Below are 11,516 nucleotides of genomic sequence, written 5' to 3'. Positions count from 1 at the left end.
TCTCGGCCGCGATCCTGGTGGCCGCGGGCGTGCCGGCCAACGAACTGCTCAACGAGTTCGTCATGCAGACCCTGGTGGACCAGCAGAGCCTGCTGGCGGTGCTCTTCCAGGCGGCGCCCATGATCCTGGTGGGCATCGGCGCGGCCATCGCCTTCCGCGCCCGCTTCTGGAACCTGGGACTGGAGGGCCAGATGATCTTCGGCGCCATCGGCGCGACGGCGGTCTCGATGTTCGACATCGGTCCGCCCGCCCTTCGGCTGCCGCTAATGGGCGCCGTGGCCATGGCGATGGGCATGCTCTGGGCGCTGGCGCCGGCGCTGCTCAAGCTGCGCCTGGCCGTGAACGAGATCATCGCCTCGCTGATGCTCAACTACGTGGCGGGCAACTTCCTGCTGCACCTGGTCTACGGCGCATGGAAGGACCCGAAGGATTCCTTCCCCTACTCGCCACAGTTCCGCGCCTTCGAGCGCCTGCCCGAATGGCTCGGCAACGTCAGCACCGCGGCCATCGGCCTTGCGGTGCTGGCCGCGCTGCTGGCCACCTGGTTCACGGGCCTGAGCCGCGCCGGCCTGTACCTGCGCTTCGTCGACGCCAACCCGCGCGTGGCCCGCGCCCTGGGCGTGCCGGTGGCGCGCATGGTGCTCACGGCGGTGCTGCTGTCAGGCGCGCTAGCGGGGCTGGCCGGCTTCGTCGTCGTGACGGGGCAAGAGGGCCGCCTCACGCAGGCCTTCTACGTCGGCTACGGCTTCTCGGGCATCCTGATCGCCTTCCTGGCGCGCAACAACCCGCTGGCCGCCAGCGTGGTGGCGGTGCTGATCGCCATGCTTTTCGTGGCGGGTCGCAACCTGCAGGTCTTTTATCAAATCCCCTTCGCGATGGTGCAGCTGATCCAGGCCATCCTGGTCATCTGCGTCGCCTCGTCGGACTTCTTCATCCGCCATCGCCTGCGGCGCGTGTCCCGCGGCGCCATGGAAGGCTGACATGGACCTCCTCGCCATAGCCACCAACTGGCTGGGCAATGCGCCCGACTTCGCGGTGCCCTATGCGCTGGCCGCGCTGGGGCTGATCCTCAGCGAGCGCGCGGGCGTGCTGTCGCTCGGTGCCGAGGGCCTGATGCTGGTCGGCGCGCTGGCCGGCATCGGCGCCATGCTGGCCTTTCACGACGCGGCCATCGCGCTGCCGCTGTCCATGCTGGCGGCGGCCGTGGTGTCGCTGCTCTTCGCCTTCATGGTGATCGTGCTGCGCATCCAGCAGGTCATTGCCGGGCTGGCGCTGGTCTTCTTCTGCCAGGGGCTGACCAGCCTGCTGGGCACGGTGTTCGACTGGACCAACAAGCCGGTCAGCAGCTTCGGCGCGCTGCCGATCCCGCTGCTGTCCGAGCTGCCGCTGGTGGGGCGGCTGTTCAACCAGAACCTGATCGTGTACCTGGTGCCGCTGCTCTTCTGGGCCGCGGTGCACTGGCTCAACCGCAGCACGCCGGGCCTGCGCCTGCGCGCGGTGGGCGAGAACCCGCAGGCCGCCGATGCAGCCGGCATCTCGGTGCCGCTGTGGCGCTTTGGCGCGGTGGTGGCGGGCTCGGCGCTGGTCGGTCTGGCGGGCGCGTACATCTCGGTGGTGGGCACCAAGCTGTGGATCGCGGGCATGACGGGCGGCCGCGGCTGGATCGCCGTGGCGCTGGTGATCTTCGCGCGCTGGTCGCCGTGGCGGGCGCTGGCCGGCGCACTGCTCTTCGGCTGCATCGAGGCACTGATTCCCCAGCTTGCCGCGGCTGGCGTGCAGCTGCCGCAGTACTTCGTGCTGATGACGCCCTATGTCGTCACGCTGGGCGTGATGGTGTGGGTGGCGCTGGCGCGCCGCGGCGGCCAGGCCGTGCACGACGAGCCGGGCGCCCTGGGCCAACCCTATCTGCGAGAGGAGCGACGCTGATGCGCGCCTATGTCTACAACCAGCCGCGCGAGCTGGACCCGGGCCAGTTCGCCGACTACCTCGACCTGTCCCGCACCGCCGTGCTCTCCATCGACATGCACCGCGGCCACCTAGACGATTCGCCCGACTGCCCCTGCCCCGCCCCGCGGGCGCGCGACGTGGTGGCGCCCATCGACGACTTTCACGACCAGGTGCGCGCACTGGGCGGGCGCATCGTGCACATCAAGTCGGTGCTGCGCGAGGGCGGCGCCGACGACATCGGCGGCATTCCGGCCGCCTGGCGGCGCACCTTCCCACTGCACGTCGGCCCCATCCCCAATGCCGATGCGCATGCCATCGAAGGCTCGCCCTGGACCGAGTGGGTCACGCGCGTCGAGCCCGGCGACCTGAAGGTGGAGAACAAGCGCCGCCTGTCGGCCTTCTATCCCACCGACCTGGACTTCCTGCTGCGCAACCAGCGCATCGAGACCGTGGTGCTGGACGGCGGCTTCACCGACTGCTGCGTGCTCAACACCGCCTTCGACGCCAACAACCGCAACTACTGCGTGATCGTGCTGCAGGACCTGGTGCGCGGCACCGACGAACCGCTGGAGCAGGCCGCACTGGCCATGGTGTCGCTGCACCTGGGGCTGGTGATGACCTCGGCCGACCTGCTGGCCGTGTGGCGTCAGCGCGCCCTCAACCCTTCGAACGAAAACCTGTCATGAAGCACATTCCCATCGTCGACCTGCAAGGCAGCCTCGACGCCGATGCCCCCGCCGCCCAGCAGAGCGCGCGCGAACTGTTCGAGGCCCTGAGCCAGATCGGCTTCGCCTACATCGCCGGCCACAACGTGGCGCCCGCCACGCGCGAGGCCGCCTTCGCCGCGTCGCGCGACTTCCATGCGTCGAGCCCGGCGCAGAAGCAGTCGCTGGCCATCAACGCCTTCCACCGCGGCTACATGGGCATGGCCAGTTCCACCATCGTCACCTCCAGCGTGGCGAAAGTGACGCGGCCCAACATGAGCGAATCGCTGATGCTCATGCACGAGTTGCCGCCCGACGACCCCGGCCTGCGCGCCGGCCTGCCCATGCAGGGCCCCAACCAGTGGCCCGACTGGCTGCCGGGCTTCAAGCCCGCCATGCTGGCCTATGTGCGCGAAGTCGATGCGCTGGGCCGGCACATCGTGCGCCTCATCGCGCTGGCGCTGGGCCTGCCGGCCACGGCGCTGGACCACCACTTCGACCATCCCACCACCTTCCTGCGCGCCCTGCACTATCCGCCGCAGCCTCCGGCCGAGGACGAACAGATCGGCTCGGCCCCGCACACCGACTACGGAATCATCACGCTGCTGGCGCAGGACGATTCCGGCGGCCTGCAGGTTCGCCCACGCGGCGGCGACTGGATCGAGGCGCCGCCCATTCCCGACACCTACGTGCTCAACGTGGGCGACATGCTGCAGCGCTGGACCAACGGCCGCCTGATCTCCACGCCGCACCGCGTCATCAACCGCTCGGGCGGCGACCGCTACTCGCTGCCCTACTTCCTCGATCCATCGATGGACACGCTCATCGAATGCCTGCCCACCTGCACCGATGCGGCCCATCCGCCGCAGCACCCGCCGGTGCGCTACGGCGACTACCTGCTCGAGCGGCTCAACCGCAACTACGACTACCGCAAGCCCGCCGAGCCTGCCGCCGTGGCCTGAAGGCCGCGCCCTCTTCCCTTCAATGTTCCGGAGTGCTGTCATGACCTTTCCGCTCAACCGCCGCGACCTGCTGGCCCGTGGCCTGGGCACCGCCGCCGCCCTCGGCCTGCCCGCCTTTCCCTCCCTCGCGGCCGCGCCGCTGGTGATCAACACCTACGGTGGCCGCTGGGAGAAGTTCTGGCGCACCGACCTGATGCCGGCCTTCGAGAAGATCAGCGGCGTCAAGCCCACGCTGGACGTCGGCCTGGGCAAGAACTTCATCGCCAACCTGCGCGCCGCCGGCATCGAGAAGCCGCCCTACAGCGTGCTCATGGTCAACGAGAACATCGCCAGCGTGGTGCGCGGCGAGGGCTACTTCGAGCCCATCCCCGCCGCCAAGGTGCCCAACCTGGCCCATGTCTATCCCAACCTGCGCAACCCCGGCGACAACGGCGTGCGCGGCATCGTCTCCACCATCGGCATCGGCTACCGCAAGGACCTGGTCAAGACGCCGCCCAAGTCCTGGGCCGATCTGTGGAACAACCCCGAGTTCAAGGGCAAGATCGGCCTCTACCAGATCGGCAACACCGCGGCCATGCTGTTCCTGCTGATGACCGCCAAGATCTACGGCGGCTCGCAGGACGCCATCGACCGCGCCTTCGTCGAGATCAAGAAGCTGCTGCCCTTCCAGCAGGCCGACTGGAGCGGCACGCTGTCGACCATGCTCACGCGCGGCGACGTCACCGTAGCCGTGATCGACTTCCCGGAGATCGTGGCGCTCAAGAAGAAGGGCGTGCCGGTCGAGATGGTGGTGCCCAGCGAGGGCGTGGTGGCCTTCGAGCAGTCCTTCAACATCCTCAAGCACGCGCCCGACAAGGAAGCGGCCTACCAGTACCTCAACTTCATCCTGCGGCCCGAGGTGCAGGAGTCGATGGCCAAGGAGTTCTTCACCTCGCCCACCAACACGCAGGTGAAGCTGGAGCCGGCGCTGGCCGCCGACGTGCCGATCAGCGGCAAGGCCATGTCCTCCATCGTGCAGTTCGACTGGGCGAAGGTGAACCCGCAACTGCCGGCGATCACGGATCGCTGGAACCGGGAAATCAAGTGAGCGCAGTCCTGTCCGCGCCGCCCGAGGCCGCGATGTCCACCGTCCGCACGGCCGGCCGGCGCACCACGCGGCTGTCCATCGAGGGGCTGCACAAGCGCTATGCCGGCCATGTGGCCATCCATTCGCTGGACCTGGCCACCCGCGAGGGTGAGTTCATTTCCGTGCTGGGTCCGAGCGGCTGCGGCAAGACCACCACGCTGCGCTGCGTGGCCGGCTTCGAGCACCCGGAGGCCGGGCGCATCTGCATCGATGGCGAGGACATCACCGGCCTGCCGCCCGAGAAGCGCGACATCGGCATGGTGTTCCAGAACTACGCGCTCTTTCCGCACCTCACGGTACGGCGCAACCTGGCCTTCGGCTTGGAGATGCGGGGCGTGGCGCGCACCGAGATCGAACGCCGGGTCGAGGCCGTGCTGGGCATGGTGCAGCTGGGCGCACTGGCCGAACGCTATCCGCGCCAGCTCTCCGGCGGTCAGCAGCAACGCGTGGCACTGGCACGCGCCCTGGTGATCGAGCCGCGCCTGCTGCTGCTGGACGAGCCGCTGGCCAACCTGGACGCCGTGTTGCGTGAGGACATGCGCGTCTTCATCCGCGACCTGCAACGCCGCGTGGGCATCACCACCCTCTATGTGACGCACGACCAGGCCGAGGCGATGGTCATGTCCGACCGCGTCGCCGTGATGCTGGGCGGCCAGCTGCAGCAGTTCGACGTGCCCGAGGCCATCTACCTGCGCCCGCGCAGCGTGGAGGTGGCGCGCTTCATCGGCCGCTCCAACCTCATCGAAGGGCGTGTGCGCGCCATCGTGCCCGCCGCCGGTCCGCGGCCGGTGCATGCGGTCGACACCGCGCTGGGCCCGGTCGAGGCCGCCTTCCATGAGGCCCTGGAGCCCGGCCAGACCGTGCAGGTGACGCTGCGGCCCGAGGCCATCCACTTCCGCGCCGACGGCCCCTATGCCGGCCGCGTGGCCCGCAGCTACTTCCTGGGCAGCACGGTGGAGCATGTGGTCGAGGCCGCCGGCGGCCAGACGCTGCTGGTGCAGACACCGCCCGGCGGGCGCCTGCCGGAAGGCGCGCAATGCGGCCTGGCCTTCGAGCCCGGGCATGCCTGGGTCATCCCGGGATGAACGCCTCCACGCTCGCCGCGCCCACCGCGCTGCCCGTCACGACGGCGTCGTCCGCGCCGCGCAGCCGCGCCTTCTGGCTGATCGCCCCGGCCCTGGTGCTGCTGGGCGTCTTCCTGCTGCTGCCCTACCTGAACATCGTGCTGATGAGCCTGCGCCCGCCGGCCGTCGGCGCACCCTACGGCGCAGGCCTGACGCTGGGCAACTACACCCGTGCGCTGACCGACGGCTACCTGCTCGGTGTGCTCGGCGACACGCTGCTGCTGGGCCTGACGGTGACGCCGATCTGCCTGCTGCTGGGCTATCCCGTGGCCTTCCATCTGGCACGCACCCGTTCGCGCTGGGCCGGCCTGCTGTATGTGCTGGTGCTCTCGCCGCTGCTCGTCGGCGTGGTGGTGCGCAGCTTCGGCTGGCTGATCCTGTTGTCGGGCAACGGTGTGATCAACCGCGCGCTGATCGACCTGGGCTGGATCGACACGGGCCTGCAGCTGATGAACAACCGCCTGGGCGTGACCATCGCGCTGGTGCATGTGTTCCTGCCCTTCATGATCCTGCCGCTGGTGGGCGTGATCCAGAGCATCGACCCGAGCCTGGAGGCCGCCGCGCGTTCGCTGGGAGCGTCGCGGCTGCGGGCCTTCCTGCGCATATCGCTGCCGCTGTCGTGGCCCGGCATCCAGGCTGGCACGGTGCTGGTGTTCGTGCTCACGCTCAGCGCCTATGTCACGCCGGTCATGCTGGGCGGGGCGCAGGTCAAGACGGTGTCGGTGCTGGTGGTGCAGAGCCTGATCGACAATTTCCAGTGGCCGGCGGGCGCTGCCCAGGCGCTGGTGCTCACGGCCTGCGGCATGCTCGCCGTGGCTGCCTATGCGCGGCTGACGCGCCGGCTTTCTAGGGGACTGGCATGAACCACGGATCGATGGTGGCAGACCGCATGATGGACGCGCTGCTGCGCGTCTTCATCGGCGCGGTGTACGCCTTCCTGCTGCTGCCGATCGTGGTGATCGTGCTCATGTCGCTCAATGCGGGCGAGTTCCTGACCTTCCCGCCGCAGGGCCTGTCGCTGCGCTGGTTCGGCGCGCTGTTCGCCAACGAGGGCTTCATGCGGGCCATGGGCACCTCGCTCGCGCTGGCCGCTGCGGCCACCGTGGGCGCCACGCTGATCGGCACCGGCGCGGCGCTGTACGTGGTGCGCCATGCCACCCGCACGCGCGAGGCGCTGCGCCTGCTGCTCATGATGCCGCTGATGCTGCCGGAGATCCTCACCGCCATCGCGCTGCTGTTCTTCCTGTACGCGACGGGCATCGGCACGCGCACCGTGTTCGGGCTGGTGGTGGGCCATGTGCTGGTGACGCTGCCGTACGTCTTCACCAACGTGGCCTCGGCGCTCTACAACCAGGACGCGTCGCTGGAGCAGGCGGCGCGCAGCCTGGGCGCCTCGCCCGCGCGGGCCTTCGCGCGCGTGACGCTGCCGCTCATCAAGCCGGGGCTGATCACCGGCGCGCTGTTCGCCTTCGTGATCTCCTTCGACCTGTTCAACATGTCGTTGCTGCTCAAGGGCGTGGGCATGACGACGCTGCCGCTGCAGCTCTTCGACTACCTGCGCTGGGACTTCGACCCGACGGCCGCCGCCGTGTCCACGGTGAGCATCGTGCTGACGCTGGCGGCGGTGGTGTGGATCGACCGCAGCGTGGGCTTGCGCACGCTGCGCTTCGGCTGAGGGGCCGGTCGGTCGGCCTCGCCTGACTAGGGCGCCTTCCAGGCGTCGGGGGCGGGCCGCGGCGCCTCGCTGCCATCGGGCGCCTCGCCGAGCAGCCAGCGCGCGGCGACCGAGCGGGCGTCCTGCTGCGAGGCGGCCCACACCACCTCGGGCGCAGCCACGTGCACGCCCGGGGGTGCGATGCGCAGCGCCTCGTTCAGCAACTCTGCCACCTTGACGGCGCGCACCGGCCGGTCGGTGGCGGGCACCATCAAACGCAGGCTCGACAGCATCCAGGCCGCGAGGCCCGGCAGCAGACCACGCACCGCGTCGGCCGGCTTGCGTGCGGCGCGCAGCAGCAGCAGGCGCTCGAAGCCGAGCCCGGCCAGCGCATGCTCGTCCATATTGGCCAGGCCGCGCTTGAGTGCGTCGGGCAGCCGACCCGCGTCGTGCGGCTGCACCACGGCCAGCGTATGCGCGCCGCAGCCGCGCAACCAGGCGGCGACGGCCAGCAACTGGGCGGGATCGGCCGCCCACAGCGCGCGCTCGCGCCCTTGGTGCAGCCGCGGCGGATCGAAGGCGACGACGCCGATGTCCACCGCCACACGCGGCCATTCGGCGCGCGGCCGGTCGCCCGGCACCACCACCGGCTGGATGCCGCGCAGCCCCTCGCGCAGCGGCTGGCCCGCCAGCACGCCCACGCGCGCATAGCCGCCACCGCCACCGAGGCGATGGACCAGCTCCGCCCCCAGCAGGCCGGTGGCACCGGCGATCAGCAGGCGCTGGAGGGCAGGCGGACGCGCCATCGGCCGACTGGCGGCCTGCAGGGCTTGAAGGGGGTCGAGGGCCATCGGCCTATGCTACTGTCGCCGCTTCATTGGGGTGCGCAGTGCACGGCGGCTTCCCTGCCGTCCGCCCGGCCGCACTGCCGCTCATGCTTTTCGAGGAGGTTCGATGATCCGTTGGCTCTGTGCCCTGCTTCTTGCCGCAACCACCCTGCTGACGGGCTGCGGCTACAACGACTTCCAGCGCCTGGACGAGGCCAGCAAGGCCGCCTGGAGCGAAGTGCTCAATCAGTACCAGCGCCGCGCCGACCTGGTGCCCAACATCGTGGCCTCGGTCAAGGGCGAGGCCAATTTCGAGCAGGAGACGCTCACGCGCGTGGTCGAGGCGCGGGCCAAGGCCACCTCGATCCAGGTCACGCCCGAGACGCTGAACAACCCCGAAGCCTTCAACAAGTTCCAGCAGGCGCAGGGTGAGCTCTCCAGTGCGCTGTCGCGGCTGATGGTGGTGGCCGAGCGCTACCCGCAGCTGCAGGCCAACCAGGGCTTCCGCGACCTGCGCGTGACGCTCGAAGGCACCGAGAACCGCATCACCGTGGCCCGCAACCGCTACATCCAGACGGTGGAGGACTACAACGTGCTGGCCCGCAGCTTCCCCACCAACCTGACGGCCAAGGTGTTCAGCTACGAGCCAAAGCCCAACTTCAGCGTGCAGAACGAAGCCGAGATTTCCAAGCCGCCTGTGGTGGACTTCAACAAATAAATGGGCTCACCCCCAGTCTTCGCGCACTTCGTGTCGCTCCGCCAACCCCCTTCCAGGGGGCAACACCAGCGGCCCGGCAAAGCCGGTTCCGCGGTGTTCCCCGCCTTCGCTGCGCCCCGGGCGCGCGGCGCGGTCTGGCATGCCTTCTGGGCTGTACTGGCCGCGCTGTGCCTGAACATGGCTTTCATGGCGGCCGTTTGGGCGCAGGGCCTGCTGCCGGTGCCTGCGCTCACGGCGCGCGTGATCGACCAGACCGGCACGCTCACGACCACTGAGGCGCAGGCGCTGGATGCCAAGCTGGCCGAGTTCGAGCAGCGCAAGGGCTCGCAGATCGTGGTGCTGATGGTGCCGGCCACCGCACCGGAAGACATTGCGGCCTACGCCAACCGCGTGGCCAATGCCTGGAAGATCGGCCGCCGCGAGGTCGGCGACGGCGTGCTGGTGATCGTGGCCAAGGACGAGCGCCGCATGCGCATCGAGGTGGCCAAGACGCTGGAGGGCGCGGTGCCCGATCTGGCCGCGGCCCGCATCGTCGACCAGCAGATGAGGCCGGCCTTCCGCAGCGGCGACTTCGCCGGCGGCCTGAATGCCGCTGCCGATGCGCTGATCGGGCGCATCGACGGCGAAGCCCTGCCTGCGCCGACGCCCCAGGTCCAGCACCAGAAGGGAGGGCTGCTGGACGTGGATTGGGAAGACCTGGCGGTGTTCCTCTTCTTCGGCGTGATGCTGGGCGGGCCGATCCTTCGCGGGCTGCTGGGCAACAAGCTGGGACCGCTGGCCACCGGCGGGCTGGCTGGCGTGGCGGTGTTCGTGGTGACCGCGAGCCTGGTCGTCGCCGTCCTGGCTGCCCTGGCGGCGCTGCTCTTCGCCTTCTTCTCCGGGTTGCGCCTGGGCGGCGGGAGCACGGTCCAGCGGGGCGGCTTCGGCCACGGCGGCGGCTGGGCCGGTGGCTCGGGCATGGGCGGCTGGAGTGGCGGCGGCGGAGGCGGCGGGGGCTTCAGCTCGGGCGGTGGCGGCGATTTCGGTGGCGGCGGTGCCTCGGGAGACTGGTGATGACGACGAACCGATCTCCCGCAGGCCGCCCCGGCCTGATCGCCCGCCTGGCGCGCCTGTGGCGTCACCGCTGGCACGACGATCACAGCGTGCGCCGGCTGCTGCCGCCCGAGGCGGTGGAACGCCTGGGCTGGCGCGTCGCCGCCAGCGAGGCGCGCCACACGGGCCAGGTGCGCATCTGCGTCGAGGCCGGCCTGCCCTGGAGCTACATCCGCCGCGGCGCCAGTGCGCGCGACCGCGCCGTCACGCTGTTCGGCAAGCTGCGGGTGTGGGACACGGCGCAGAACAACGGCGTGCTCATCTACCTGCTGGTGGCCGACCACGCGATCGAGATCCTGGCCGATCGCGGCATCGACGCCCATGTGGATGCCGCCGAATGGGCGGCGATGACGCAGCGTATGAAAGGCGCCTTCCGCGAAGGGCGCTTCGAGGATGGGCTGACGCAGGCGCTGGAAGAGGTCTCGGCGCTGCTGGTGGCGCACTTTCCGGCCGAGGAAGGAACCGAGGCGCCGCGGCGCGTGAACGAGTTGCCGGACCTGCCGGTGCTGCTCTGAGCTTGGCCGTTCCGGGGGCTTGGCGGCATTGGGATCGCCATCGGTATCCGTTGCAGCGGGGGCGTCAGCGGGCATCAGCGGGCATCAGCGGGCATCAGCGGGCATCAGCGACATCAGCGACATCAGCGACATCAGCGACATCAGCGGCTGGGACGGTAACCCGGCAAAGGACGCCGGCATGCGCGCTCCCGGTGCACGCTCGCGCTGACCGGCTTGCCTCACCAGACGGGTGCTCGCCTTCCATCGACGCGCCTTGCGCACTGCACGGCGCCGCGAATGGCACCTCCGCACGCACACCGGCGCCCTCCGCCTCGACGCTGCGCCCGAGCCCTCCCATGGTTCGGGCCTTTGGATTCTTTGGGCCCGTGCCTTCGAGTCCTTTGGCTCCAGGAGTGCCGGAGTCCGGGAGTCCGGGAGTCCTGGGCTTGTGGGCTTGTGGGCTCGTAGGGTGCTGGGGTCTTGGGGTCCTAGGGGTCTGGAGGCAATGCCGGCCAGTGAACCCAACCCGTGCGGGCTGAGCCTGTCGAAGCCTCGCCCCTATGGGCAACACACAGGCGGGTCAAGCATCGCCGGGCACATGGGCCGCGCGCCGTTCTGCCCTTCGACGAGCTCAGGGCGAACGGAAGTGCAGCAGGTGCTCGCCGACATCGGAGTTGGGACCAGGGCGGCCGAACCCGGCCGTTCGGGCGCAGCGTCGAGGCGGAGGGTGCCGGTGTGCGAGCGGAGGTGCCATTCGCGGCGCCGTGCAGTGCGGCAAGCACGTCGGTGGAAAGCGAGCACCCGTGTGGTGAGGCAAGCCGGTCAGCGCGAGCGTGCACCGGGAGCGCGCATGCCGGCGCCCTCTGCC

At 70.0% G+C, this 11,516-nt stretch carries 12 protein-coding genes; 11 read left to right on the top strand and 1 reads right to left on the bottom strand.

Annotated elements, in window-relative coordinates:
• The 8 genes from QZ772_RS05515 to QZ772_RS05480 form a co-directional block, all read left to right on the top strand.
• Positions 1–980: ABC transporter permease (locus tag QZ772_RS05515; protein ID WP_295523857.1), on the top strand; the 980-nt coding region annotated here is incomplete at its 5' end.
• 1 nt (position 981) lies between these two features.
• Complete coding sequence (locus QZ772_RS05510; protein ID WP_295523855.1) at positions 982–1,926, top strand: ABC transporter permease; 945 nt, start codon at positions 982–984, stop codon at positions 1,924–1,926.
• Positions 1,926–2,633, top strand: coding sequence for a cysteine hydrolase (locus QZ772_RS05505; protein WP_295523853.1), 708 nt, complete (start codon positions 1,926–1,928; stop codon positions 2,631–2,633). The genes QZ772_RS05510 and QZ772_RS05505 overlap by 1 nt, the downstream gene beginning before the upstream one ends.
• Positions 2,630–3,613 carry a 2OG-Fe(II) oxygenase family protein gene (locus tag QZ772_RS05500; RefSeq protein WP_295523851.1) on the top strand — a complete coding sequence of 328 codons (984 nt, stop codon included), beginning with the start codon at positions 2,630–2,632 and terminating at the stop codon, positions 3,611–3,613. Before QZ772_RS05505 ends, QZ772_RS05500 begins: the two co-directional genes overlap by 4 nt.
• Before the next feature lie 40 nt (positions 3,614–3,653).
• On the top strand, positions 3,654–4,700 hold the full coding sequence (locus QZ772_RS05495; RefSeq protein WP_295523849.1) for a PotD/PotF family extracellular solute-binding protein: 1,047 nt from the start codon (positions 3,654–3,656) through the stop codon (positions 4,698–4,700).
• Positions 4,697–5,824 (top strand): ABC transporter ATP-binding protein, encoded by a 1,128-nt coding sequence (locus QZ772_RS05490; RefSeq protein ID WP_295523847.1) that lies wholly within the window; start codon positions 4,697–4,699, stop codon positions 5,822–5,824. Before QZ772_RS05495 ends, QZ772_RS05490 begins: the two co-directional genes overlap by 4 nt.
• Complete coding sequence (locus QZ772_RS05485) at positions 5,821–6,726, top strand: ABC transporter permease (RefSeq protein ID WP_295523845.1); 906 nt, start codon at positions 5,821–5,823, stop codon at positions 6,724–6,726. The genes QZ772_RS05490 and QZ772_RS05485 overlap by 4 nt, the downstream gene beginning before the upstream one ends.
• Positions 6,723–7,538, top strand: coding sequence for an ABC transporter permease (locus tag QZ772_RS05480; protein ID WP_295523843.1), 816 nt, complete (start codon positions 6,723–6,725; stop codon positions 7,536–7,538). Before QZ772_RS05485 ends, QZ772_RS05480 begins: the two co-directional genes overlap by 4 nt.
• 26 nt (positions 7,539–7,564) lie before the next feature.
• Here the strand turns inward: QZ772_RS05480 and QZ772_RS05475 are convergent, their stop codons facing one another.
• Entirely contained in the window at positions 7,565–8,368 is an 804-nt protein-coding gene (locus tag QZ772_RS05475) for a hypothetical protein (RefSeq protein ID WP_295523842.1), read from the bottom strand.
• A 103-nt stretch (positions 8,369–8,471) separates the two neighbouring features.
• On the opposite strand from QZ772_RS05475, the gene QZ772_RS05470 reads away from it, so the two are divergent.
• The 3 genes from QZ772_RS05470 to QZ772_RS05460 all read left to right on the top strand — a co-directional run bounded on the left by QZ772_RS05470 (position 8,472) and on the right by QZ772_RS05460 (position 10,669).
• Positions 8,472–9,062 (top strand): LemA family protein, encoded by a 591-nt coding sequence (locus QZ772_RS05470; protein ID WP_295523840.1) that lies wholly within the window; start codon positions 8,472–8,474, stop codon positions 9,060–9,062.
• A 177-nt stretch (positions 9,063–9,239) separates the two neighbouring features.
• Positions 9,240–10,115: a TPM domain-containing protein gene (locus tag QZ772_RS05465; protein ID WP_295523859.1), complete on the top strand. Its 876-nt coding sequence runs from the start codon at positions 9,240–9,242 to the stop codon at positions 10,113–10,115.
• Positions 10,115–10,669 carry a TPM domain-containing protein gene (locus tag QZ772_RS05460; RefSeq protein WP_295523838.1) on the top strand — a complete coding sequence of 185 codons (555 nt, stop codon included), beginning with the start codon at positions 10,115–10,117 and terminating at the stop codon, positions 10,667–10,669. The genes QZ772_RS05465 and QZ772_RS05460 overlap by 1 nt, the downstream gene beginning before the upstream one ends.
• Positions 10,670–11,516 lie beyond the last annotated feature (847 nt).

Source organism: uncultured Pseudacidovorax sp., from assembly GCF_913773995.1.
GTDB lineage: Bacteria > Pseudomonadota > Gammaproteobacteria > Burkholderiales > Burkholderiaceae_C > Xenophilus.
This window is presented reverse-complemented; position numbering and strand designations above follow the sequence as displayed.